At 64.6% G+C, this 23,355-nt stretch carries 22 protein-coding genes; 15 read left to right on the forward strand and 7 right to left on the reverse strand.

The genetic code is table 11. From position 1 onward, the window contains the following. The first annotated feature begins 159 nt into the window (after positions 1–159). From AC3WJM_RS21535 to AC3WJM_RS21570, 8 genes are all read left to right on the forward strand, one after another. Positions 160–858: a GntR family transcriptional regulator gene (locus tag AC3WJM_RS21535; protein ID WP_284989712.1), complete on the forward strand. Its 699-nt coding sequence runs from the start codon at positions 160–162 to the stop codon at positions 856–858. A gap of 282 nt (positions 859–1,140) precedes the next feature. Next, on the forward strand, positions 1,141–2,163 hold the full coding sequence (locus tag AC3WJM_RS21540; RefSeq protein WP_492272891.1) for a sugar phosphate isomerase/epimerase family protein: 1,023 nt from the start codon (positions 1,141–1,143) through the stop codon (positions 2,161–2,163). 4 nt (positions 2,164–2,167) lie between these two features. Then, positions 2,168–3,907, forward strand: a complete 1,740-nt coding sequence (gene dhaL, locus AC3WJM_RS21545) for a dihydroxyacetone kinase subunit DhaL (RefSeq protein WP_492272892.1) — start codon at positions 2,168–2,170, stop codon at positions 3,905–3,907. Further along, positions 3,904–4,386: a ribose-5-phosphate isomerase gene (locus AC3WJM_RS21550; protein ID WP_306962215.1), complete on the forward strand. Its 483-nt coding sequence runs from the start codon at positions 3,904–3,906 to the stop codon at positions 4,384–4,386. The genes dhaL and AC3WJM_RS21550 overlap by 4 nt, the downstream gene beginning before the upstream one ends. A 1-nt stretch (position 4,387) precedes the next feature. Then, positions 4,388–5,377, forward strand: coding sequence for a 3-hydroxyacyl-CoA dehydrogenase family protein (locus AC3WJM_RS21555; protein WP_492272893.1), 990 nt, complete (start codon positions 4,388–4,390; stop codon positions 5,375–5,377). Between the two features lie 23 nt (positions 5,378–5,400). Further along, entirely contained in the window at positions 5,401–6,168 is a 768-nt protein-coding gene (locus tag AC3WJM_RS21560) for an SDR family NAD(P)-dependent oxidoreductase (protein ID WP_492272894.1), read from the forward strand. A gap of 81 nt (positions 6,169–6,249) precedes the next feature. After that, complete coding sequence (locus tag AC3WJM_RS21565) at positions 6,250–7,599, forward strand: MFS transporter (RefSeq protein WP_492272895.1); 1,350 nt, start codon at positions 6,250–6,252, stop codon at positions 7,597–7,599. Then, entirely contained in the window at positions 7,550–8,383 is an 834-nt protein-coding gene (locus AC3WJM_RS21570; protein ID WP_492272896.1) for a triose-phosphate isomerase family protein, read from the forward strand. The genes AC3WJM_RS21565 and AC3WJM_RS21570 overlap by 50 nt, the downstream gene beginning before the upstream one ends. Positions 8,384–8,421: 38 nt before the next feature. Here the strand turns inward: AC3WJM_RS21570 and AC3WJM_RS21575 are convergent, their stop codons facing one another. From AC3WJM_RS21575 to AC3WJM_RS21590, 4 genes are all read right to left on the reverse strand, one after another. Beyond that, the gene (locus tag AC3WJM_RS21575; protein WP_492272897.1) at positions 8,422–12,087 is read right to left on the reverse strand and encodes a TM0106 family RecB-like putative nuclease; all 3,666 of its coding nucleotides are present in this window, start codon (positions 12,085–12,087) and stop codon (positions 8,422–8,424) included. 90 nt (positions 12,088–12,177) lie between these two features. Next, positions 12,178–12,333 carry a DUF5808 domain-containing protein gene (locus AC3WJM_RS21580; RefSeq protein WP_307054039.1) on the reverse strand — a complete coding sequence of 52 codons (156 nt, stop codon included), beginning with the start codon at positions 12,331–12,333 and terminating at the stop codon, positions 12,178–12,180. A 113-nt stretch (positions 12,334–12,446) separates the two neighbouring features. Continuing rightward, a complete protein-coding gene (locus tag AC3WJM_RS21585; RefSeq protein ID WP_492272898.1) occupies positions 12,447–12,782 on the reverse strand; it encodes a hypothetical protein in 336 nt (111 codons plus the stop codon). Then, positions 12,779–13,171, reverse strand: a complete 393-nt coding sequence (locus AC3WJM_RS21590) for a GntR family transcriptional regulator (protein WP_307054041.1) — start codon at positions 13,169–13,171, stop codon at positions 12,779–12,781. The genes AC3WJM_RS21585 and AC3WJM_RS21590 overlap by 4 nt, the downstream gene beginning before the upstream one ends. Positions 13,172–13,250: 79 nt before the next feature. Between AC3WJM_RS21590 and AC3WJM_RS21595 the strand changes: the two genes are divergently transcribed. The 4 genes from AC3WJM_RS21595 to AC3WJM_RS21610 all read left to right on the forward strand — a co-directional run bounded on the left by AC3WJM_RS21595 (position 13,251) and on the right by AC3WJM_RS21610 (position 18,307). Further along, on the forward strand, positions 13,251–13,709 hold the full coding sequence (locus AC3WJM_RS21595; RefSeq protein ID WP_492272899.1) for a nucleoside deaminase: 459 nt from the start codon (positions 13,251–13,253) through the stop codon (positions 13,707–13,709). Positions 13,710–13,841: 132 nt separating this feature from the next. Beyond that, positions 13,842–14,279: a CBS domain-containing protein gene (locus AC3WJM_RS21600; protein ID WP_284989722.1), complete on the forward strand. Its 438-nt coding sequence runs from the start codon at positions 13,842–13,844 to the stop codon at positions 14,277–14,279. Between the two features lie 109 nt (positions 14,280–14,388). Next, positions 14,389–16,827 carry a Tex family protein gene (locus tag AC3WJM_RS21605; RefSeq protein ID WP_492272900.1) on the forward strand — a complete coding sequence of 813 codons (2,439 nt, stop codon included), beginning with the start codon at positions 14,389–14,391 and terminating at the stop codon, positions 16,825–16,827. Between the two features lie 109 nt (positions 16,828–16,936). Next, a complete protein-coding gene (locus tag AC3WJM_RS21610) occupies positions 16,937–18,307 on the forward strand; it encodes a sensor domain-containing phosphodiesterase (protein ID WP_492272901.1) in 1,371 nt (456 codons plus the stop codon). 203 nt (positions 18,308–18,510) lie between these two features. Here AC3WJM_RS21610 and AC3WJM_RS21615 read toward each other — a convergent pair whose 3' ends face one another. After that, complete coding sequence (locus AC3WJM_RS21615; RefSeq protein WP_307054045.1) at positions 18,511–18,915, reverse strand: DUF1622 domain-containing protein; 405 nt, start codon at positions 18,913–18,915, stop codon at positions 18,511–18,513. Positions 18,916–18,933: 18 nt separating this feature from the next. Further along, positions 18,934–19,839 (reverse strand): MSMEG_6728 family protein, encoded by a 906-nt coding sequence (locus AC3WJM_RS21620; protein ID WP_284989727.1) that lies wholly within the window; start codon positions 19,837–19,839, stop codon positions 18,934–18,936. A gap of 142 nt (positions 19,840–19,981) precedes the next feature. Here AC3WJM_RS21620 and AC3WJM_RS21625 point away from each other — a divergent pair, with 142 nt between their 5' ends. From AC3WJM_RS21625 to AC3WJM_RS21635, 3 genes are all read left to right on the forward strand, one after another. After that, positions 19,982–21,004, forward strand: coding sequence for an adenosine deaminase (locus AC3WJM_RS21625; protein ID WP_492272902.1), 1,023 nt, complete (start codon positions 19,982–19,984; stop codon positions 21,002–21,004). 182 nt (positions 21,005–21,186) lie between these two features. Next, positions 21,187–22,011, forward strand: coding sequence for a pullulanase X25 domain-containing protein (locus AC3WJM_RS21630; RefSeq protein ID WP_492272903.1), 825 nt, complete (start codon positions 21,187–21,189; stop codon positions 22,009–22,011). A 113-nt stretch (positions 22,012–22,124) separates the two neighbouring features. Next, a complete protein-coding gene (locus AC3WJM_RS21635; RefSeq protein ID WP_492272904.1) occupies positions 22,125–22,478 on the forward strand; it encodes a GNAT family N-acetyltransferase in 354 nt (117 codons plus the stop codon). A gap of 27 nt (positions 22,479–22,505) precedes the next feature. On the opposite strand, the gene AC3WJM_RS21640 is transcribed toward AC3WJM_RS21635, so the two are convergent. Continuing rightward, positions 22,506–23,261 (reverse strand): ArsR/SmtB family transcription factor, encoded by a 756-nt coding sequence (locus AC3WJM_RS21640; RefSeq protein WP_078106162.1) that lies wholly within the window; start codon positions 23,259–23,261, stop codon positions 22,506–22,508. Between the last annotated feature and the right edge of the window lie 94 nt (positions 23,262–23,355).

A 23,355-nucleotide genomic window follows, 5' to 3' on the forward strand; every position in this document is an offset into this window, starting at 1 on the left:
CCATCATCGGAAGACCTCGACCCCTATCCGGCCAACGACGCGCCCACCCCCGCTACACCCTCAAATGCGATGAGCCGTTTAACCGTGCGCGCGAGGCTTCAGAGTCCGCATAGGGCGTCCGAAGCCGCCACAAAGAGACCATTCCTATAGGATTTGTCTATGAAACTCGCTTCCTCCCGGGACCGCGCCCCCGGCCGGCCCGTCAGCCGCCAGGTTCTCGCCGACCACGTGTACGAGGAACTTCTCGCGTGGCTCATGGACGGCCGGCTCGAACCGGGAGCCGCGGTCAGCATCGACGGGACGGCGCGGGAATTGGACGTTTCGCCTACGCCGGTGCGCGAGGCACTGGCGCGGCTGGAGCACACAGGCATGGTCCGCCGGGTTGCCCTCAAGGGGTACAGGGTGGCCCCGGTTTTCACGCGCGAGGATTTTGCCGAACTCATGGAGGCCCGGCTCGCGATTGAGCCGGTGAATGCGCGCTTGGCGTGCAGCCGGATTACCCCGGAGGGTTTGGCGGATCTGCGGGAGGCTGTGAAGGACCTGGAGACTGCTCCTCGAGGCCCGTCTTTCGTGGAATTCCGGGACTATCTCGACGCCGATGAGCGCTTCCATAAGCTGATCGCCGAGCAGTCCGGCAACCAATTCATGCTTGCTGCCTACGCCGCGCTGGGTGGCCAGGTCCAGCGGTTCCGGCTGTTCGGGGGAGTGGGCATCACCGACGCAGACCAGGCCATTGCGGAACACCAAGCAGTGCTCGACGCGCTGGCGAGCGGTGACCCGGAACAGGCCGCGGCCGCCATGGCCGACCACGTGCACAAGGTCCGCGCCCGGGCCATCGCCGACGCACCCGCTGACTGATCTCCCGCCGCCCAAGCCGAGTCCGACGGCGATCCAGGACGGCGACCCGACGCCGCCAGACCCCGAAGGCCCGCCTAACGGCGGGCCTTTTGCGTGCGCGGCGAACGCGGCGTCCGGTGACCCACTTCACAAACATATGTAAGACATATAGGATCTTTGATGACGCGGAGCTAGGGTGCGAAGAGGCGGGGCCAGCCCACGGAAGTCCGAATAAATATGTTGACAGCCTTGCCTGAATAGTAAATCCTATAGGAAACAGGATTCCACGAAGGAGTGAAAACTATGGCTTACACCGCCGAAACCTGGCCCATCACCGCGGCCCTACTCCAGTTCCCCGGCACTGACGCCACGGGACAGCACATCAACGACGCCGATGCTTCCGCTTGGGCCGAGGTCCTGCAGGAAGTCAAGGACGCAGGGTTTGCCAACGCAGACCTCACGGACAGCTGGGTCCGCCCGGGCGACCTCAGCAAGGAACGCCTCGCCGAGTTCAAGCAGACCGCGGAGCACGTTGGCATTGGCATCCCGGTCATCTCGGCTATCCGCCGCAGCATCATCCACACCCGCGACTGGGCCGAGAACCTGGCGTACAGCCACCGGACCATCGATGCCGCAGCCGAACTCGGCTGCGAGGTTGTCTCCTTCGGACTGCACCAGGCCATCACCGCCGAGCAGCAAAAGCAGCTGTGGTTCTGGACGGTGGAAGGCTACAAGGATCCGGCGGGGGACAAGGAAGCCTGGGGCAAAGCGGTCGCCCGCTTGCGGGAACTCGGTGAGCACGCCGCGGAAGCCGGCATCCTCCTCTCCCTGGAAATGTATGAGGACACCTACCTCGGCACCGCCGATTCCTCGGTCCGGCTGGTCCAGGACATCGGGCTGGACAACGTTGGCCTCAACCCGGACCTTGGCAACCTCATCCGCCTCCACCGTCCCATCGAGGACTGGCGCGAGATGGTGGCCAAGACCCTGCCGTACTCCAACTACTGGCACATGAAGAACTACATCCGCGACGAAGACGTGGCCCGGGACAGCTACATCACCATGCCTGCGCCGATGGAGAGCGGCCTGATCAACTACCGCGAGGCTTTCAAACTCGCGCTGTCGGTAGGCTTCCAGGGCATCTTGTGCACCGAGCACTACGGCGGCGACGGGCTCAGCGTCACGGCGAGCAACCAGGAATACCTCCGGCGGCAGGTTCTTCCGAAGACAGAGAACTACGTCCTCGGCCAGAGCCAGGTAGCCCAGGGCCGGCAGCAGCCTTCCGGCTCTACCCAGTCCGCATCCTCTCAGCTGGCTGGTGTCTAGGACCATGACAAGGATTTTCGACAACCCCGCAGACTTCGCGGACGATGCCCTGGACGGATTCGTCGCCGCCAACCGCGGCTATGTTGCCCGGGTGGACGGCGGAGTGGTCCGTTCTACCGAAGTCCCCGCCGGACAGGTCGCCCTCGTGGTGGGCGGCGGCTCGGGACACTACCCTGCTTTCGCCGGACTGGTCGGGCCAGGCTTGGCAACCGCCTCGGCATGCGGCAACATGTTCGCCTCCCCGGCGGCAGGCCAGGTCTACCGCGTGGCCAAAGCAGCCAACGCGGGCGGCGGAGTCCTGCTTAGCTACGGCAACTACGCCGGCGACGTGCTGCACTTCGGCCAGGCCCAGTTGCGGCTCAACGCCGAAGGCATAGAAACCCGCACAGTGACTGTTACCGACGACATCGCCAGCGCGCCGCTGGACCAGATCGAGAAGCGACGGGGGATCGCGGGCGACCTCACGGTCTTCAAGATCGCCGGGGCCGCGGCCGAAGCGGGACTGGACCTCGACGCCGTCGAGCGCTTGGCCATCAAAACGAACTACCGCACGCGTTCGCTCGGGGTGGCCTTCGACGGTTGTACACTCCCAGGCGCCTCGGATCCGCTGTTCCACGTTCCGGCCGGCCAGATGTCCCTTGGCCTCGGCATCCACGGTGAACCGGGCATTTCCGAGCACAAAATGCCCACCGCTTCCGAGCTCGCCGAACTGCTCGTCTCCAAGCTCCTCAACGACAAACCGGACAACGCCGGAAACCGCGTGGTGGCCATCGTCAACGGCCTCGGCACCGTCAAGTACGACGAGCTCTTCCTGCTCTTCGGCAAGATCGAAAAGCTCCTCGGCAAGGCAGGCCTCACGGTAGTCGAACCCGAGTGCGGCGAGCTCGTGACAAGCCTGGACATGTCCGGTCTTTCGCTCACGCTGCTGTGGCTGGACGAGGAGCTCGAACAGTATTGGGCAGCACCCGCGGACACTCCGGCGTTCCGCAAGGGCAACCTCGCGCCCCGCCCGCCCCGCAACTTGGCGAGCGTCACCGCGGTGGACGAGTCCGACGTCGAGCATCCCACCGCGGCCGCTGCCGAACTCGGCCGGCAGGCCGTAGCCGTGCTCGCCCAGGTGCGGGACGTCGTCGTCGAACATGAAGAAGAGCTCGGCAAGCTGGACGCGATTGCCGGCGACGGCGACCACGGCATCGGTATGCGACGCGGCGTTGAAGCGGCATTCAGCGCAGCAGAGGCGGCAAGCGGAGCCTCTGTGGGTCGGGTCCTGACGGCGGCGGGGGAGGCCTGGAGCGAACGCGCCGGCGGTACCTCGGGCGCGCTGTGGGGCTCGGCGATCATTGCGGCCGGACAGGCGCTCGGCAACAAAGCAGGCTACTCGGGCGAGGATGCGGCGGCCGCCGTCACTGGTTTTGTGGACGCGATCACCGAGCTTGGCAAGGCCGAGCCCGGCGACAAGACCATGGTGGACGCGCTGCTGCCGTTCCGGGATGCGTTCCTCACAGAGTTCGACGCCGGAGCCCCGGTTGACCGGGCCCTGGCGGCCGCTGCTGCGGCGGCCGAGTCCGCGGCGGCTGAGACTGCGCGGTTGCGTCCGCTGAAGGGCAGGGCCCGTCCGCTCGCTGAGAAGAGCCTGGGCCACCCTGATCCCGGCGCGGTCTCCTTCGGGCTGATCACGGCAAGGGTTTCACAACATATCGACGCGCAGCTGGCGTCCCCGGCAGGAAACGGAGTTCAAGCATGAGCACATCAGAGGGCTGGCGGATCATCGTCGGCAATGACGAAGCGGGCGTCGAATACAAGCAGGCACTCATGGCGCTGCTTGAGGCCGATCCCCGGGTGGCGTCCGTCACCGACGTGGGCGTCGGAGCCAACGACTCCACTGCCTACCCGCACGTTGCCGTGGACGCAGCGCGCAAAGTTGCCGAGGGCGCGGCAGATCGCGCCCTCCTGATCTGCGGCACGGGCCTGGGCGTGGCCATCGCGGCCAACAAGGTTCCCGGAATCCGGGCCGTCACCGCGCACGACAGCTACTCCGTGGAACGCTCGGTCCTCAGCAACAACGCCCAGGTCCTGACCTTGGGACAGCGGGTGATTGGCTTGGAACTGGCCAAGAAACTGGTGGGCGAATGGCTGGGCCACCACTTCGACGAAACATCATCTTCCGCCGCCAAGGTGGACGCCATCTGCTCCTACGAGCCCGATTACACAAAGGCAGTGTGACATGACTGAATCAGCAAGCAGCGCCACAGGCGACGGAAGCGCGGCCCGGAAGATCGCCGTCGTCGGCTCCGGTTACATGGGCGGCGGGATCGCGCAGGTCCTGGCCCTCGGGGGAGCGCGCGTGGCGTTGGCGGATGTGTCCGCCGAAATCGCGCAGAAGAACTACGACCGCCTGCTGGTGGAGTCGGACGAATTCGTGGCCGCAGGTCTCTTTCCGGAAGGTTCCACGGCAATCCTGAAGGCCAATCTGTGGGCCGCGAAGGACATCGAAGAGGCCGTGGCGGACGCCGACTTCATCGAAGAAGCCGTCCCCGAGGTCCTCGACATCAAGCACCAGACCCTGGCCCGCATCAGCGCGGCCGCCCGTCGGGACGCGCTGATCGGCTCCAACACCTCCACCATTTCCATCGCTGATCTCGCCGAGGCCGTCGTCGGCCCCGAGCGATTCCTGGGAGTGCACTTCTCCAACCCGTCACCGTTCATCCCGGGCGTCGAGGTCATTCCCCACGCAGGCACAACGCCGGAGACCGTGGCTGCGGCCCGCGAACTGGTCCACGCGGCCGGCAAGCAAACCGCCGTGGTCAAGGACGTCACCGGTTTCGTGCTCAACCGGCTGCAATACGCGCTTTTCCACGAGGCCGCGCAGCTCGTGGAGCAGGGGATCGCAACAGCCGACGACGTCGACACCCTGGTCCGTACGACGTTCGGCTTCCGCTTGCCGTTCTTTGGCCCATTCGCGATCGCGGACATGGCCGGACTGGACGTCTACAACTTCTGCTACAAATCCCTGCAGACCGGATTCCCGGAACGCTTCGCGACCCCGAAGATCCTGAGCGACCTCGTGGAGGCCGGAAAGCTTGGCACCAAGACCGGCGCGGGCTTCCTCAACGTCCCGGCGGAACGCACGCCCGAACTCATCGCTTACCGGAACAAAGCCTACGTGGCCATGCAGAAGCTCCTTGATGAGCTTGGCCCGGCACCGATCAACTAGCCCACATTCACAGGAGAATACCCATGAGCACCTTCCCCGCAGAACGCACCGCAATCGTCACCGGCGCTGTCTCCGAGCGCGGCATCGGCCGGGCCACCGTCAACTACCTCGCAGCACAGGGCTGGAACATCGGCATCATCGACCTCGACGACGCCCTCTGCAAGAGCACCGCCAAGGAAATCGCCGCCGAATATGGAGTCCAGGCCTACGGCGTGGGCGCGAACGTGGCTTCCGAAGCCGAGGTACGGTCGGCGATTGACACGCTCGAGGCCGAGTTGCCGCAAATCGTAGCGCTGGCCAACGTTGCCGGCGTCAGCTCACCGGTTCCGTACCTGGAACTCGAGCCCGCTGAATGGGACCGCGTCCTGAACATCAACCTCAACGGCGTCCACTTCGCCACCCGCCGCGTGGCCGAATCCATGGTCAAGAAGCGGATCGGACGCATCGTGAACATCTCCTCGGTTTCCGCCCAGCGCGGCGGCGGGACGTTCTCCAAGACCCCGTATTCGGTGGCCAAGGCCGGCGTCATCGGTTTGACCCGCGCCACAGCGCGCGAACTGGGGGAATACGACATCACCGTCAACGCCATCTCTCCCGGCCCCATCGACACCGACATCATGGGCGGCACCCTCAGCGAGGCACGCAAGGACGAACTCACCAAGGACCTCGTGGTGAACCGCGTGGGCTCCACGCGGGACATCGCCGCCGCCATCGCCTTCCTCATCAGCGAAGACTCCGGCTACATCTCGGGCCAGACGCTGAATGTCGACGGCGGTTTGTACATGCACTAAAGCGCGGCTCCACCACCGTTGCCCAAACCCTGACTACTCAACACTGATTTCTCAACACTGATTACTCAACGAGGAGTTTCGATGTCCGCTGTAACAACGTCCACGAAGGAGAAGCTGGATTCGCCGGTCCTGAAATCGGCGATCCGCAAGGCTGCCTTCCGGCTCATGCCGATGCTGGTCATCCTCTATGTGGTCTCCTTCCTCGACCGCACCAATGTCGGATTCGCCGAAGCTGCACTCGGCGCCGACAAAGGCGTCTCGGCCGGGGCGTTCGCGCTCGGTGCCGGTATTTTCTTCATCGGTTACGCGATCTTTGAAATCCCCAGCAACCTGCTGCTCAAGAAGGTCGGAGCCAAGGTCTGGCTTGCCCGTATTGCGATCACGTGGGGTATCGTCTCTGCCTGCTTTGCGTTCGTACAGGGCGAGACGTCCTTCGTGATCCTGCGGTTCCTGCTCGGCGTGACGGAGGCGGGCCTGTTCCCCGGCGTCATCATGTACTTGGCCGAGTGGTTCCCGAACAAGGTGCGCGTGCAGATGTTCGCGATCTTCTACCTCGCCCAGCCGTTCTCCCAGATGATCGGCAACCCGCTCTCCGGCTGGCTCATCAACATCGGCGACCAGCTTCCGGGCGTCCGTGGCTGGCAGGTCATGTTCTTCACCGAGGGCATCCTGGCGGTACTCGCCGGCGTTGCGGCGTTCTTCTTCCTGATCAACGGGCCGGAGAAGGCCAAGTTCCTCAACGTCGACGAGAAGTTCGCGCTCAAGGAGATCATGACTCAGGAAGACACTGTCAAGGATGAAACCGGGCCGCGCGGCGTCTTCGCGGCGATGCGCAACGGCCGCGTCTGGTACTTCACCCTCATCTACTTCTGCCTGCAGATCGCCGTCTACGGCGTCACCTTCTTCCTCCCGCAGCAGGTGTCCTCGCTGACAGGCCAGAAGGTGGGCCTCGCCGTCGGGCTCCTGATCGCGGTGCCGTGGTTCTTTGGCATCTTCTCCTGCTACCTGATTGGCCGGGCCGCCAATACGGTGGCCAAGCGCCGCATGTTCGGCACCGTGCTGTTCGTCTCCACCGGTGTGTGCATCCTCGGTTCGGCATGGGCCGGCACCAACCACCAGCCGGTCCTCGGACTGATCTTCATCACCCTCGCCGTCTGCAGCTTCCTCGCCGTCGGGCCGGTGGTCTGGGCCTACCCCACGGCGTTCCTTGCGGGTTCGGCAGCCGCGGCGGGCATCGGCCTGATCAACTCGCTGGGCAACCTGGGCGGCTTCGTGGCCCCGATCCTTCGGACCGCGGTCAACAGCGCCACGGCGGACCCCACCGGATCCGCCGGGGTCTATGCGCTCGGTATCCTGCCCTTCCTGGCGGCTGCCATGATGTATGGCACGCGGGCATTCAGGAACAAGGCCGACGATCTCCTGGACAAGTAGCCCGTTGTACATCGGGGTCAGCACCAAGATGTACATGGGGTACCGGCAAAGCATGTCTTGGCTGGAGCAACTCCGAAGCGAAGTGGACGCCCGTCCGGCCCTCGTGGCCGGGCGGGTGGTCCCGTTTGTGATCCCGTCGTTCCCCATGTTGCCTGAGGCGGCCCGGATTCTGGACGGCTCTCCTGTCCACCTGGGTGCGCAGAACTGCGGCTGGGCCGAGGGTCCGTGGACGGGGGAAGTGTCACCGTCGTTGCTGGTGGAGCTCGGTGTGCGGCTCGTGGAGATCGGACACGCTGAACGACGCCGGCACTTCGTCGAGGACGACGCCGTGGTCGCATTGAAGGTCCGGGCCGCCGTGGAGGCAGGGTTGACCCCGCTGCTGTGTGTCGGCGAGGAGGCCGTCGCCGATCCGGCGGTGTCGGCGTCGTTCGTGTTCCGGCAGATCTCTGCCGCCGTCCGGGACGACTGGGCGACCGCGGCCCGCCTGGTTATTGCGTACGAACCGGTGTGGGCCATCGGCGCAGCCGAGCCAGCCCGCGCAGCCTACGTGTCCGACGTCGTGGCCCATCTCCGGGACCTGCTGGCCGAACATGGCCTCGCCGGGCTGCCGATCATTTACGGTGGCTCGGCCAAACCGGGTCTCCTGCCCGAACTGCGGGGCGTGTCAGGCCTCTTCCTAGGCCGCTTCGCCCACGACGCCGCGAACTTCGGGGCGGTACTGGATGAGGCGCTGCGGCTGGACGAGGCACTGGGCTTGCCCGAGGCCCTGGGCTTGCCCAACTAACTCGCAGTAGTTGTCGTTTTCAGCCCTCAAAACGACAACTACTGCCAGTCAGTTGGGTCTCCACGCTGGCACAGGCCCACAAAGCCGCCCAGCTGCTCCAGCCCTTCCGGCCGGGTCGGCAGGTAGTTTGTCAGCTCCGGTGAGCGAACGACGACGGCGCGCCACTGACCGCGCGACACCGCCACATTGATCCGGTTGCGCGAGAGCAGGAACTCCATGCCGCGCGGCACCTCGGCGGCCGCGGACGCAGCCATGGACACAATCACCAAGGGAGCTTCCTGCCCCTGGAACTTGTCCACGGTCCCCACCCGCACACCGCGAAGTCCGGCTGCCCTTAGTTCGTGCTGAATGAGCTGGACCTGGGCGTTGTAGGCAGCCACCACGAGGATGTCCTTTTCGGCCAGCGGCTGCTCCTCGGTTGATTCCCGGGGGTCCAGCCAAGCCAGCCCGAGGTGCGCCCTGACTTGCCGGACTACCTCCGCGGCTTCCTCGGGAGACTGGGTGGAGTTGCCGCCGTGCGGGACGTAGACGCATTCGACGCCGGCCCGAGCTCCTGAGAGCCGCCGCTTGGAAGCAGCCGGTGCTGAATGCAGCCGACCATCGTAGGACAGTTCCGATACCGCGGCGCACAAATCCGGGTGCATGCGCCACGACGTCGCCAGGAAGTAGCCGAGCTTTGCGGGCAGCGTGTGCGCGCCGTGGGCCAGCCAGCCGAGAGCGGATTCATCCACCGGCTCCGGGTGCTTGCCCTGCGTGACTTGGGGCAACTGCTGTGGGTCGCCAAGGAGCAGGATCCGCTTCGTTGCCCGGCTCACGGCGAGGGTGTTGGCGAGCGAGAACTGTCCGGCTTCGTCGATTACCAGCAAGTCCAGGGAACCCGCAGGAACGGTCCGGCCCGTCATGGTCCATGCCGTGCCGCCGATCAGGCAGCCGCCCGGCGCGGCCAGCAGCCGCTCAACGTCGTCCTTGGCCTGCTGGTCCCAGGGAACGGGGTCGTCATGCTTCATTTCCTTGGCGATGAGCGCAGGGTCCACCCCGGCCTTCACCGCGGCGTGCAGCATGTTCTCGACGACGGCATGGGACTGCGCAACAACCCCTACCTTCCAGCCCGCACGCACCAGGCGCTCGACAACATGCGAACCAACGTAGGTCTTGCCCGTTCCCGGCGGGCCTTGGACAGCGAGATATGACTGGTCAAGATCCGACACTGCAGCGGTGATGGCGTCCACATATGCATCGTCGCCAGGCCCGACGGCGGGCAGTTCCGCAAGCGTGGCCAGCCTCGGTGGGACGCGGCGCAACAGGTCCAGCGCCGGATCCTTGGGCCACGACGGCAGACTGGAACGCACTTGGATGGCCAGTTCGCTCAAGGCCTTCCTCTGCCCGTCGGTGTTGACCGGAGCATCGGGCGTCAGGGCCATGGGAAGCTGCGAGTATTCCTCGGCACCCTTGGGCAGCCGCTCCGAAATGGTCACGGCATCCGAAGCGCCGTCGTCGGGACCTGAAAGCAGGCCGCCGTCATCGAGGCCCTCTGGATCGCCGACCTCGGTCACCTCCGTGCCGGACATTCCCGACCTGCCCAGGGCGCTGACTGCCTTACCGTCGAAAGCCTCCGGCACGGGTGGCCCGTACATCCGGAAGTACTTCTTGCCGGGCGCGAAACCGGAGCCATCGGCTGCGTGGCCGAACAGCCTCACCTTCCGTGCCGGGTTGCTTCGGGGCGTCGGCTTGGCCCAGTCCTCCAGCACGTCGCCGCCCTCCACGATGAAGCAGTCCCTGGTGTCCTCCCATTCGGAGACTGGCCGGTCCAGGCGGTCGAAGTGTCCCCACCAGAATTGCTTGTCCTCACGCCGGTGAAAGCCGACTGCGGCCGCCACCAAGGCCACCGCCCTGTTGTTGTCGGAGCGGAGGGCATCGTCCGGCAAGTCGGCAAGGTACTCGAGGAGGGCTGTTTCCTCGGGCGCGGCCTGGTACTTGTCCGGCTCGGTCTCCGCGGGTAGCCCGGGTCCCGAGGTACCCGGAAAACCGGGTTCAATGGAGCGTTCGGCTGCCAGGCCCAGCAGCCAATTCCGCAGTTCCAGAGTGGAGAGGCAGTCATATTCGTTGTAGTCGGAGATGCCCGCCAGGATCGTTGCCGCTTCCTCTTCGCGGTGCGCGTCCCTGGCCGTGCAGTAGTTGGCATAGGCAACCACGGAGGCCCCGGCGTCGGTCACGTCACCCGAGCGCAAATGTTCGCCCATGTACAGGGGCTCGAGTTTCTTGATGCTGTAGGAGTCTTCGGAGATACGGATGCTGTGCCGCACGGTGTCGTAGAGGTCAACCAACACGCCTTCGCGGAGGAGGTTGTCGACGGCGGCTTCGCCAACGGTATGGATGACAGACAGGTTCCGCAGCGCTGTTTTCTCATAGGCCGCGTAGTGGTAGATCCGCATGTCCGGATACTTCATGCGGCGTTCTTCCACGTAGTCGAGGAAATCGATGAACGCCTGCCGTTCTTCAGCCCGGGAGTGTGCCCAGAACGGCTTGAACACGGGAGTTCCGCCCGGCTCGGCCGGATTTTCGATCACCCCGAACAAGTACTCCAGTCCCCAGCGGCCCGTTACCGGGTCCTGCCACAGGGGGTCTCCCTCGAAGTCAAAGAAGATGTCTCCCGCGTCCGGCCGGGGGAGTCGGGCCAAGGAGTTGGACTCGAGAACGGAATAGCTGATGCTCTTGGCTGCGCCGGTCTTGTCGGTGTACGTGACGGTGCCATCGGGGGTGGCTGTTCTGGTCTGTAGTCGGGCCTGTTCCTGCAGGCGCCGCGTCGCGGAATCGGCGGCGTCGGGCATCTGGGCGAGGGCATCAATGGTGAAGATGCCGTTTTCCATGAGCTTCTTGCGCCGCGTGATTCTCATGCCCGCCACCATCAGCAGGTCCCGGTGGAGGCGCACTTGTTCTTTGCAGTAGTCGCAGCGGCCGCATGCGGTGACTCCGGGCGCGCCCCATTCGATAGGCTCCAGCCGCGATCGGTGCGTGTCCGTCAAAGCGAGGAAGCGGTCCCGGCGTTCGCGGAAGACCGGCAAGACGTCGGCGAGCCGGTGGTCGCTGTGCACGTAGTCGAAGCCGCCCCGGCCGTCCGATCCAGCAGACTCCCGCTGAATCGTAGCCCCGAGGACAAGGGTCAGATCCGGGGCCGGTGTGATTCCCGCCTTGAGCAGCTGATCGCCGTAGGCAGCCAATTGCAGCAGGGCCGTGACTTTGGCGTGGCGGGCGAGCTTGGTGTCGTACACGGCGTAGCTGCCATCCGGCTGCTTGACGAGGAAATCGGACCGTCCGTGAAACTGGCCGTCGAAGAACGCGGCCTGGAAGACCACATCCGCGCCCGATCGCAAAGCCTCGATCGATTCCGCATGCTTGGCTTGCAAGGTGGCGCGGTCCATCGCTTCGGCGGGAACGACGTCGAACACGCCCTTGCGCGTGAGCGGATCCCAGGTGCCGAACTCGGCCACGAAACGGTCCAGCACCCTGTGCTCGTGGACGTCGCCGAGCGCGGCGGTGCGCTCCAGCATTTCGTCGACGTCGAAGGCCGGCTTCTGCGAGAGGCCCAGCTTCTCGTCCAACTTGCGCAGCAACTGGTACTCGCACGTGGAGGCCGTGACGAGGTCGCTGGCGGAAAACACCAAATCCTGCGCTTGCCCTGCATCTTCTGAATCGAGAAAAAACACCGTGCCCCCAGACCTTTGAGCTGATGATGCCAAGCTATCAGTGCGGTCCGACAGTAAGGCAGCCCCGGCAAGGGACCAAGGCAGTGGGGGTCAGCCGCTGAAGCGGATGGTGATCACGAGGCCGATGAGCGCGACCACGCCGGCCAGGATCATGGCTGCCCTGGGATTGCCGAAGTTGAGGGTCCATCCCAGGCCGAAGCGCCGCGGAACCATGAGCGCGTGGTCTTCGCGGTTGACGTAGAACAAGCCGCTCCGCCAGTATTTGTCGTCCTCCCGGTGGGTCAGTCCGGCCAGGGAAACCGTGGTGGATCGGTCCGCAGTTCGGTATCCACCGCGATGACTTGGTGCGCTCCCTCATATCAACCTCCGGCGGCCTTCGCGGCCTGGATCTCGTGGTTGGCAAGGAAGAAGCAGCCATACCAGGCCCCGACGAGCACCAGCACGGACATCGGCAAGAGCAACGTTTCGCCGGTAACGCCATAAATGGCAAGGCAGACCCCGATGGCGACGATACCGCTCAGGAGAACCCGCCAGCGATAGATGCGGGTCTGCCTGACCACTGTAGGGTCCTCGGCACGCCGGGCCGGTACCCGGACCCCGAAAGGCACCGTCGGGCTGTTGATCGCGGGCAGGACCAGCGCGATGGCGAGCACCAGTGCCGCCAACGCGGAGCTCAGGACTATGGCGACGGTCATGGTGTTTCCTCTGGCTGCGTGGTTCCAAATGAATCGAGTATCGACCGGCAGGACGTGAGAACTTCCTCGGCCGAAAGTCCGCGGGCGACGGCTTCGGCGAGCAGGGTCCGTGCCCTCGCCGTCCACTCCGCGTCGAACGGCGGGTCCGCGACCGCCGGGGTCACCACCGCGCCGGTCTTGCGGTTGAGCTGGATCAGGCCCTGCTGGCGCAACAGGTCATAGGCTTTGTTCACGGTGTGGAAATTGATCCCGAAGTCCGCAGCGAGGGTCCTGGTGGCCGGCAACGAACTGCCTTCGACCAGCACGCCGTCGGCGATTGCCTCCACGATTTGGTCCCGCAGCTGCTGGTAGATCGGCACGTCGCTGGCCAGGTCTACGTTGAGGATCATGACTCCCACCTCCGTCTTTATTATATAAGTTATAGAACAACTAGCGGAAGATCCCCTCCTCCCCGAAAGCAGGCTCCGAATGACCAAGTCTGACGCCCAAGCCGCCCAAGATCCCGCGTTCGAAGCCGCGTACCAGGCAGCCCAAAAGAGCCTTCGCGAAGGCGGCATTCCCATCGGCGCAGCTCTCGCCCGTGGTGGGCTGGTGATCGCGAGCGGGCACAACGAACGTGTCCAGAACGGCGATCCCATCGCCCACGGGGAAATGTCGGCCCTCCGCGCAGCCGGCCGGCAGAAGAGCTACCGGGACACCACCCTCTATACGACCCTCGCTCCGTGTGCCATGTGCACGGGCACCATCATCCAGTTCAAAATCCCGCGCGTGGTGGTGGGGGAGGCCCGCACCTTCGGCGGCGAATTCGAGCTGCTGCGGTCCCGGGGCGTAGAGGTGGTGGTCCTCGATGACCAGCGGTGCGTGGACATGATGCGCACGTTCCAGGAAGAGAATCCGGAACTGTGGGCCGAGGACATCGCCGAGTAGGACCGGCGCGAGCAGCGGGAAAACCGGCGAATCAAACGGCATCTGGCCACAGCCGAGGCCCAAGCGTAGGCTGACAGCATCGGCGTCGGTGCCGGGGGTCCGCGTCGATACCCAATCGATCAAGGAGGACTCATGAGTGTTGTGCGCGAATTCATGACCACCAATGCCCAGTGCGTCAAAGAAGAGCAGTCGCTGCGTGACGCGGCTGTCCTGATGCGCGATCTGGACGTGGGTTCGCTGCCCATTTGCGGCAACGATGGAAGACTCAAAGGATTCATCACTGACCGCGACATTGTGGTCAGGTGCGTTGCTGAGGGACTGGATGCTGACCGGCTCACCGCGGCAGATCTCGCCCAGGGCACGCCGATCTGGATCGATGCAGATGCCAGCATCGACGCAGCCATCGACCTGATGGAAAAGCACCAGATCCGGCGCCTTCCGGTCATCACCGACCACAAGTTGGTGGGCATCATCAGCCAGGGCGACATCGCCCGCAACTACACCGAGGAGCGCGTAGGCGAATTGGTGGAGCACATCTCCGCCAAGACCCCCATGGCGCAACTGGGCTAACCGCAACTTTCGCACCCATCAAGCGTCACGGCCCGCCGGCCGTGGCGCTTCCGTGTGCGGGTACTCCGCTCCGTCTTTAGCCACGGCGAACCCCGTAAGGCAAAATGTCATGGTGACCCATCTTCCCCAAAGCCAGTCAGCACAGCCCCAGTCGGCAGACGCCGCCATCTACGCACTGATCGCCGAAGAGCTCGGTGTGAAGGCCTGGCAGGTCAAGGCCGCGGTTGAATTGCTCGACGCCGGATCCACCGTCCCCTTCATCGCCCGGTACCGCAAGGAAGTCACCGGGACGCTCGATGACACCCAGTTGCGCGAGCTCGAGGAACGGCTCCGGTACCTGCGGGACCTGGAGGACCGCCGTCGAACGGTGCTTGAGGCGATTGCCGCCCAAGGCAAGCTGACTCCCGAACTGGAGGCCGCCGTCGTCGGGGCGGACACCAAGTCGCGGCTGGAAGACATCTACCTTCCCTTCAAGTCCAAGCGCCGCACCAAAGCGCAGATCGCCCGTGAGGCCGGCCTCGAGCCGCTTGCCGAGGCGCTTCTCGCGAACCCGCAGCTCGAACCTGAGCGCGAGGCCGCGAAGTACCTCAATGCCGAGCACTCCATCGACGACGCCTCCGCGGCGCTCGCCGGTGCGCGCTCGATCCTCGTGGAGCGGGTCTCCCAGGATCCCGATCTCGCCGAGACGCTGCGCGAGCGCTTGTGGACGCAGGGGCGGATGGTTTCGCGTGTGAAGAAGGGAAAGGAACTCGAGGGGCAGAAGTTCAAGGACTACTTCGAGTTCTCCCAAGTGCCTTCCGGCATGCCCGGCCACCGCGTGCTCGCGCTCTTGCGTGGCGAGAACGACGGCGTCCTGGAGCTTGATCTCGCCGAGGCAGAACCAGCCGACGACGACGCCCTGGCCGCCGCTCGCGGCCGGTACGAGAACGCTGTGGCCAAGTGCCTCGGGGTCGCCGATCGTGGCCGGCCCGCCGATGCGTGGCTTGTGCAGACGGCACAGATCGCTTGGCGCTCGCGGATCCTGGACCGTTTGAGCAACGACTTGCGCGGCCGCATGTTCGCTCAAGCCGAGGACGAAGCCGTGCGGGTCTTCGCCGCTAACCTGCGCGATGTGCTCCTTGCAGCCCCGGCCGGAAACCGCGCAACGCTGGGCCTGGACCCGGGATTGCGTACGGGCGTGAAGGTGGCCGTCGTCGATGGTACCGGCAAGGTCGTCGCCACCGATACCGTCTATCCGCACGCCCCGGCCAAGAAGTGGGACGAGGCCTTGGTGACGCTGGAGCGCTTGGCGCGGCAGCACGGCGTCGAGCTCGTGGCGATCGGCAACGGCACGGCGTCGCGCGAGACGGACAAGCTCGCGGTGCAGCTCATCAAGTCGCTGGCTGCGTCCGGCGGTGCCACGCTGCAGAAACTCGTGGTGTCCGAGGCGGGTGCGTCGGTGTACTCGGCGTCCGCGCTCGCGGCCGCGGAACTGCCGGGAATGGACGTGTCCCTGCGCGGGGCCGTTTCCATCGCCCGACGTTTGCAGGATCCGCTGGCCGAATTGGTGAAGATCGAGCCGAAGTCGATCGGTGTGGGTCAGTACCAGCACGATGTCACGGCGGCGAAGCTGGACCGTTCGTTGGACGCCGTCGTCGAAGACTGCGTGAATGCGGTGGGCGTGGACGTGAACACGGCGTCGCCCGCGCTGCTGGCCCGGGTGGCCGGCGTCGGGCCGCTCCTGAGCGAGAACATCGTTGCGTACCGCAATGAGAACGGCCCCTTTGCCAAGCGGGCCGACCTCAAGAAGGTGCCGCGGCTGGGTGCGAAAGCATTTGAGCAGTGTGCGGGCTTCCTGCGGATCACCGGGGGAGCGGAACCGCTCGACGCGTCCAGCGTCCACCCGGAAGCGTATTCGGTGGCCCGGAAGATCGTGGCCGCCGCGCGTGGAGCTGCCGTGTCATCGCTCGATCCGCAAGCGTTCGTGGATGGGACGTTCGGCCTGCCCACCGTGCGCGACATCATGTCCGAGCTCGAGAAGCCGGGCCGAGACCCTCGCCCGGCCTTCGCTGCAGCGACGTTCTCCGAGGGCATCGAGAAGATTTCCGACCTCAAACCCGGCATGATCCTGGAAGGCACGGTCACCAATGTGGCGGCGTTCGGGGCTTTCGTTGATGTCGGAGTGCACCAGGACGGCCTGGTCCACGTGTCCGCGCTCTCCAACAAGTTCGTGTCCGATCCCCGTGAGATCGTGAAGTCCGGACAGGTCGTCCGCGTGAAGGTCCTTGAGGCAGACCCGGAGCGGAAGCGGATTTCGCTGACCTTGAGGCTCGACGACGAACCCGGCACCCCAGGTGACTCCGGTTCGCGCGGTGGCTCCGGTTCCCGCGGCGGCGGGCGTGACCGCGGCCCGCGTGGTGGCGAGCGTGGCGAGCGGCGTCCGGCACCGCAGGCTGGACAGGGCCCGAAGGGGGCCCCGGCGAAGGCGGCCCCCGCGAAGGCGGCTCCTCAAGCGCCGGTCAACACGGCCATGGCGGAAGCGTTGCGCCGGGCCGGGCTGGGGAAGTAGCCACAGCCGCCTATCCCCTGCGGTGATTTCGAAGCAATGCTGCCGATTCCCGAAGCATGAGTGGCATCATGTAGGAGATCAGAAGCGTTAGCCTGTGCCAGGGGGGGCCATGTTTCGAACGCGCGGGCAAAGGAAGAAGACACGGACGTTCAGGCCTCGATGGTGGTTGTACGCCATCTTCGCCATGGAGTTGTGTGTTGCCTTGGCGGTGGGCCTGCCGTACCTCTTCGGCGATGACTCTTGGGAGGCCTGGGGATGGCCTGTCTGGATTGCGGACGTTTTTTCGTTGCTCGTGGTGCCGGTTGTGGTTTTCGCATCGTTTTCCTTGGTACGCCAGCAGCTCCGGGAGCGGGCTGAAGCGTCCCGGACCACGCGCTTGATGGATACGGTGCTGACCACCAGCCGGGAGTGGTTGTGGGCCATAGGACCTGACGGGCGCTTCACCTTCTCCAGCCCGGCGGGCGTGGAGTTGACCGGATACGAGCCTTCAGAATTACTAGGCAGGCATTTCCGGCTGATCATTGACCCTGATGATCTGGCCGACGCCCTGCAAGGAAGGGCTTCCACCGAGGACGCTGCCGCCGGCTGGTCCGGACTTCACGCCGTGTGCCGCCACAAGGACGGCAGCAGGGTTCTGGTGGAGGTATCCGGAAGAACGCTTCGCGACGCCGCGGGACGCCCTGCTGGTTTCGAAGGAACCAGCAGGGCGCTTGACCCCGGGACGGCGGACACGCTGGCTACCGGCGAGATCAGGAGCCGGGTCGAGGGGGTGCTCGCCGGGCGTTCCTTGATGACGGCATTCCAACCCATCCGCTCCCTGGAATCAGATTCAATCGTTGGGGCTGAAGCCTTGACCCGGTTCCCGGGCTCTCCGGATATTTCCCCGGAGGTGATGTTCGCTGAGGCGACGGCTGTCGAATTGGATGTTGAGCTTGAGATTCTTGCCCTCGAGACCGCACTTGCGGCTGCGAAGGGGCTGCCACTCTCGTTGTCGGTTTCCGTGAATCTCTCACCCCGGGCATGCCTGGACGCGAGACTCTCCGATATTCTCGAGCACTCTGGAATATCGACCAGCCGGATCGTGCTCGAGGTGACGGAACGCCACCACGTTGTTGACTATGGTCCCCTCGCAGCGGCACTTGCACCTTTGCGCTGCCGCGGCTTAAGGATCGCAGTTGATGACGCCGGTGCGGGTTTTGCTTCCATGCGCCACGTCCTGTTGCTCAAGCCTGATGTGATCAAGCTGGACAGGGAAATCATTGCCGGCATCGATACTGACCCGGGCCAACGGGCCTTGGGGGCGGCCATGGTCGGCTTCGCGAAGGAAATCGGGGCAGCTTTGGTCGCCGAGGGGATCGAAACCGAAGCTGAGTTGAGCGCGGTGGCGGAGCTCGGCATGACCGCCGGGCAGGGCTACCTTCTCGGGCGGCCCTCGGTGCGGCCAGAGGACTGGGCGCAGTGGGGTGAGGCGCCCAACTAACTCGCATTTGTTGTCGTTTTGAGGCTTGAGAACGACACCTACTGCGAGTTAGTTGCGTTAGGGATGGCCTGAGCTGGCACTCATCGGGAACCAGAGTATTCACCAAACGGCCTAGCGGGCATCTCCGATGAAACTGTTACTCATTCGTCCCAAGCAAGAGCGGCACGGTTGGGGAAGTAGCTTCTCCGGCGCCTACTCGTGTGTCACGAAGCCGGTGATGTCGGATGGGCTCCGGAGTCCGGGGAGGGAGCGGGAGCCTTCTGCCACGGCCAACGCCCGGTAATCTCAAGCTCGATGGAGAAGCTCAAGAACGTCCGGATCAGCACGATGACCGCCAGCACCCCCACGCTCTCAAAGGTGGGGGTGACTGCGACTGTACGAATGATGTCCGCGGCCACCAGAAATTCGAGGCCAAGCAGAATGGAGCGTCCCAGAAGCTGCCTGTAGGAGCGGTACACCGAAAGCGGCGCCGAGCTTGCAGGCAGGCGTTTGGGCTTGTAACCGCGCAGGGCAAGGGGTATTGACGCGATAGCTCCCACAACCATCACTGCCACACCCGCAAAGTCCATGTACCGGCCGACAGCCTCGATGATTTGCTGGAAATCCATCAGTCCCCTTGTCCCAGGCTAGGGTGCCGGGATCGGGAAGAACGCCCGAGGATCCTGCAGCAACGCGGGGTAGTCGAAGTCCGTGCGGTCGATGATCTTGGTGACCTCGAAGTTGCGGCCGAAACGGCCGTCTTCCAAAGTGATGGGGCGGCCATGGATCTTCCCCAAGGCGAACTTGGCGCCGCCCTCGATGGGGACGAGAACTGGCGTGTTGCCGGGGAGCGTCCGGAAGGCCTCATCTTGGCGCTGGCGATTGCGCGTGGGCTTCTTCACCAGCTGCTTCGGGGCCTTGCGGGCGGTCTTGCCCGGACGGCGGGACGTTTCCGAGGCATAAACGAATTGGTAGCCGTCGCCCTCACTGTTCGCGGCCTTCGCCTTGCCTGCTGCCGGCATCCCCACCTTGTCGATCTTCTCGGGTTCGACGTCGCCCACCGGAGCGCGAAGCACCCAGATGAAGTCGTCGTAGGGGTCTTCGGGGATGAACTCGTGACTGGGCTCGGGCCAGAGGTACTCGAGGTCGTTCGGAGTGTCCGGGAAGAGCTCGGCGTAGAAGCGGGGCTCCTTTTGGAGCAGCTTGGAGCGGTGGCTCAGGTGGAAATCGGCGTCGCCCAGCCACGGCGGCATCGGAATCTTGGAGGCGTAGTCCGGGTGGGCTGCCTGGGGTGCGAACTCGGTGATGCTGGCGCGGGTGTTGTCCGGATTGCCGCGGGCGACCCATTCGTCCACCATGGCCAGGCCGTAGAGGGTGAGCGCGGGAACGTAGCCCATCCACATGCGGATAGCGGGGTGGGAGGGCCGGCCGAACTCGGGGATCACCAGTGCGCGAAGGATCTGCAGTGCTTCGACACGCTGCTTGCCAAGCCTTGCGGTGTCCAAGACGGCAGCACTTTGCTTGAAATCGGGGAACGGGAGGAAGGTCTGCATCCTTTCAGTTTGGGGGCCGAACGGCGTAGATCCAAGTTGACGCGGTGTGGCCTTCCCCTCGCTCGTGTTATTGGCGCCCTTTGATCGCTGTTTGCCGGGCGCTCAGATGGGGCGCGTCCAGTATTCGTCCTAGTCTTGTCGAGTGGAAACTTTTGGCGAATCGACGACGGCGGCACCTCCGGTTGCCGAACTGCACCTACACATCGAAGGGACGCTTCAGCCCGAGCTGATTTTCGCGCTCGCGGAACGGAACGGGATTGAGCTTCCGTACGCGGATTTGGACGAGCTGCGCGCAAGGTACGAGTTCACGGATCTGCAGTCATTCCTTGATCTGTACTACGCCAACATGGCCGTGTTGCGCACCGAGCAGGATTTCGCGGACATGACCAGGGCCTATTTGGCACGTGCCGCGGCCGGTGGCGTGCGGCACGTCGAGGTCATGATGGATCCGCAGGCGCACATCTCGCGCGGCGTGGCCCTCGAGACGTGCGTGAACGGTGTGGCGTCCGCGCTCGCGACGTCGGTGGAGGACTTCGGCGTCTCGACGCTCCTGATTGCCGCGTTCTTGAGGGACATGTCCGAGGAATCTGCGCTGGAGGTTTTGGATCAGCTTCTGGCCATGAAGGCGCCGATTGCCGGCATCGGCCTGGACTCGGCTGAGGTGGGCAATCCGCCGTCGAAGTTCGAGCGACTATACCGCCGCGCGGCGGAGGCCGGACTGCGACGGATCGCGCACGCGGGCGAGGAAGGCCCGGCTTCGTATATTTACGAGGCCCTCGATCTGCTCGGCGCGGAGAGGATCGACCACGGCATCCGTTGCATGGAAGATACGGCTCTGGTGGAACGGTTGGTGGCAGGCCAGATTCCGTTGACCGTGTGTCCCTTGTCCAACGTCCGGCTGCGCGCGGTGGACACCTTGGCTGATCACCCTTTGCCTGCGATGTTGGCAGCCGGGCTGAATGTCAGCGTGAACTCGGACGATCCCGCGTACTTTGGCGGCTATGTGGACGACAACTTCGAGCAGCTTGTCGCCGTGCACCGGTTGTCCATTGCGGACCGGGCACGCCTGGCCGCGAACTCGGTGCGTTCGTCGTTCGCGGACGAGGCCCGGAAGGCTGAGCTGCTGGCCGAGGTTTCGGAGTGGGAGAAGGCTGCCGGGGAGTAGGGGAGGCCCTCGAGGGTACCCCAAACGCCAGCTACTGACCGGTACCCGAGAGCTATCCATCACTTGCCGGCGTTTGGGCGTAATAGTGGGTCACGACACACGGTGTTTACCAAGAACAGTCGCCAGAATTTACAGAACATTGGCAGACTGCTGAAGGAATGTTCGCCGTTGAAGGAGACCCAGTGGCCAAGTCCACCGTCGAAAAAAGCAGTGCCCGTCTCAAGACCGTCCTGGACGTCTTGGCTGAGGGAACGTGGTCCGAGAAGTCGTTGAATGCCGGCGAGATCCTGGCAGAGGCGATAGTCCGTGTCCCGCTGGATGAGCGTGAGAGTGAGCTGCTCAGTGGAGGCATTCCGCGCGGCCATAAGAGCCTGACGACGGAGACAGCGAAGCTGGTCAAGGCTGGCTGGCTCGTCAAGGGCCGTTCGGGCTGGACCATCACCGACGACGGCCTGCGTGCCACGGTCGCTTTCGCCAAGCCGGACGAGTTCGTCACGGCGCTGACTGAGGGCATCCCCGTCCCGGCAGATACCCCGCTTCCCACAGCTCCCGTCAAGAAGGCTCCCGCCAGGAAGACCGCGGCCAAGAAGGCTCCCGCAGTGGAAAAGGCACCTGCTGCCAAAGCCGCAGCAACGAAGGCCCCCGCCGCCAAGGCAACGCCCAAGAAAGCTGCAGCACCCAAAGCGGCTGCCGCCGTCGAGAAGCTCAAGCAGCCGTCCGCCGTCGCGATCGCTGGTGACTTCAACACGATTCTCGGCGCGCCGGAGGACTGGGCTCCGCAATACGACGAGGTGCAGATGAAGTTCAACGCCCGTCGCAAGGTGTGGACCCTCGCCGCCACGTTGCCTGCCGGTTTCTACACGTACAAGATCGCGCTGAACCGTTCGTGGGACGAGAACTACGGCGCGTTCGGCGCACGTGACGGTGCCAACCACGAGCTAAAGCACGACGGCGGCAAGGTCACCTTCACGTACGACCACGCCACACGCGACATCGTCACGGCTTAGCCGGTTCTCCCACGTTTTCTCCAAGTCCACATGCGACTTGGAGAAAACGCGGGAACAAGCGCCCAGGCTCCGAGGTTAGGGTAGGTCAACAGAACCTAACCGAGGAGCTAGCGATGACCGATGCCACTTTCCGCCACAACGTTGACCGCGAACGCTTTGAGGTGCTCGTTGACGGCCACGTCATCGGGAAGGCCGCGTACAAGGCGTACGACGACGGCGGGTCCCCGCAGCGGATCTTCTACCACACCGTGATCAACGAGGAGTTCGGCGGACAAGGGCTTGCGGGCAGGCTCGCCGAGGTGGCCCTGAACGAGACCATGAGCGAGGGACTCCGGATTGTGCCGGTGTGCCCTTTCATCAAGAAGTTCCTCACCAAGCACCCGGAATACGCGGCGAACGTTACTGCCCTGACGCTGGCGCACCTGGAGTACCTCAACGCGGCCCTCGTCCCCGCTGCCAGGGCCTAAAACCGCGGGTCGCGCCGCCGTCGAGCCTCACGAATACATCAATGAACCGGGAGTCGTCAGGACTTCGCCGGTCTCCAGCCAGGTCTTGAGGCCGGAGAGGATCATCGGCCAACCGCCGTAGATCTGGTCGTTGCCGCCTTCGCGCAGGTCGCTGTGGGTGACGGTCAGGTGGCAGGAATCGCCGACCGGTTCGATCTCCCACGTGACGCGTGATGTGCCCTCGGCTTTGACGTCCTCACCCCAGAGCGCGCGCATGGTCTGCACGAGCCGGCGCGGGGGATCGACCTCCACGTTTTCGCCTTCGCCCAGGACCATTCCGTTCGCCTTGGGATTGTGCATCTCGTAGTGGCCGCCCGGCGTCCAGTCGGCAGTGTGGGTGTTGCCGAACTGGTACTTGCTGCGGGTGTCGCTGTCCGTGATGGCTTCCCAGAGCCGCTCCGGAGTGGTCTTGATGTAGATTTCGAAGATCTTTTCCACGGGACTTTCCAATCTGGTCTTGAGGTCGCTCAACGCAGCGGCCCATGGTTCTGCATATTTGCTCACCCAGCGGTCGTGGACGAGCCTGATGGGTACCGGATTCAGGTAGTGGAGCTTTTCGCGACCACGACGGCGGGTCACAACCAGCCCGGCTTCCTCAAGGATCTTGAGGTGCTTCATGATCCCGAAACGGGTCATGTCGAACCGTGCTTCAAGCGCGCTGAGCGTCTGCCCGTCCTCGCGGAACAGCTCGTCGAGCAGATCCCTGCGGGTGGGGTCGGAAAGTGCCTTGAAGACGGCGTCCATGCATTCAGAATAGGTGACCATTTGGTCACATGTCAACGGATTTTGGCGGACTGGGTCCGGCGCATTTCCTGCGTGGGCGGGTTTATGTCCGGGT

It is taken from the genome of Arthrobacter sp. FW306-1B-G06A (assembly GCF_058781765.1).

What these genes read in the sequence shown, in the direction of transcription:
- AC3WJM_RS21535 (WP_284989712.1), top strand. Translation starts at nt 160, where the DNA reads ATGAAACTCGCTTCCTCCCGGGACCGCGCCCCCGGCCGGCCCGTCAGC.
- AC3WJM_RS21540 (WP_492272891.1), top strand. Translation starts at nt 1,141, where the DNA reads ATGGCTTACACCGCCGAAACCTGGCCCATCACCGCGGCCCTACTCCAG.
- dhaL (WP_492272892.1), top strand. Translation starts at nt 2,168, where the DNA reads ATGACAAGGATTTTCGACAACCCCGCAGACTTCGCGGACGATGCCCTG.
- AC3WJM_RS21550 (WP_306962215.1), top strand. Translation starts at nt 3,904, where the DNA reads ATGAGCACATCAGAGGGCTGGCGGATCATCGTCGGCAATGACGAAGCG.
- AC3WJM_RS21555 (WP_492272893.1), top strand. Translation starts at nt 4,388, where the DNA reads ATGACTGAATCAGCAAGCAGCGCCACAGGCGACGGAAGCGCGGCCCGG.
- AC3WJM_RS21560 (WP_492272894.1), top strand. Translation starts at nt 5,401, where the DNA reads ATGAGCACCTTCCCCGCAGAACGCACCGCAATCGTCACCGGCGCTGTC.
- AC3WJM_RS21565 (WP_492272895.1), top strand. Translation starts at nt 6,250, where the DNA reads ATGTCCGCTGTAACAACGTCCACGAAGGAGAAGCTGGATTCGCCGGTC.
- AC3WJM_RS21570 (WP_492272896.1), top strand. Translation starts at nt 7,550, where the DNA reads ATGGCACGCGGGCATTCAGGAACAAGGCCGACGATCTCCTGGACAAGT.
- AC3WJM_RS21585 (WP_492272898.1), bottom strand. Translation starts at nt 12,782, where the DNA reads ATGACCGTCGCCATAGTCCTGAGCTCCGCGTTGGCGGCACTGGTGCTC.
- AC3WJM_RS21590 (WP_307054041.1), bottom strand. Translation starts at nt 13,171, where the DNA reads ATGATCCTCAACGTAGACCTGGCCAGCGACGTGCCGATCTACCAGCAG.
- AC3WJM_RS21595 (WP_492272899.1), top strand. Translation starts at nt 13,251, where the DNA reads ATGACCAAGTCTGACGCCCAAGCCGCCCAAGATCCCGCGTTCGAAGCC.
- AC3WJM_RS21600 (WP_284989722.1), top strand. Translation starts at nt 13,842, where the DNA reads ATGAGTGTTGTGCGCGAATTCATGACCACCAATGCCCAGTGCGTCAAA.
- AC3WJM_RS21605 (WP_492272900.1), top strand. Translation starts at nt 14,389, where the DNA reads ATGGTGACCCATCTTCCCCAAAGCCAGTCAGCACAGCCCCAGTCGGCA.
- AC3WJM_RS21610 (WP_492272901.1), top strand. Translation starts at nt 16,937, where the DNA reads ATGTTTCGAACGCGCGGGCAAAGGAAGAAGACACGGACGTTCAGGCCT.
- AC3WJM_RS21615 (WP_307054045.1), bottom strand. Translation starts at nt 18,915, where the DNA reads ATGGATTTCCAGCAAATCATCGAGGCTGTCGGCCGGTACATGGACTTT.
- AC3WJM_RS21620 (WP_284989727.1), bottom strand. Translation starts at nt 19,839, where the DNA reads ATGCAGACCTTCCTCCCGTTCCCCGATTTCAAGCAAAGTGCTGCCGTC.
- AC3WJM_RS21635 (WP_492272904.1), top strand. Translation starts at nt 22,125, where the DNA reads ATGACCGATGCCACTTTCCGCCACAACGTTGACCGCGAACGCTTTGAG.
- AC3WJM_RS21640 (WP_078106162.1), bottom strand. Translation starts at nt 23,261, where the DNA reads ATGGACGCCGTCTTCAAGGCACTTTCCGACCCCACCCGCAGGGATCTG.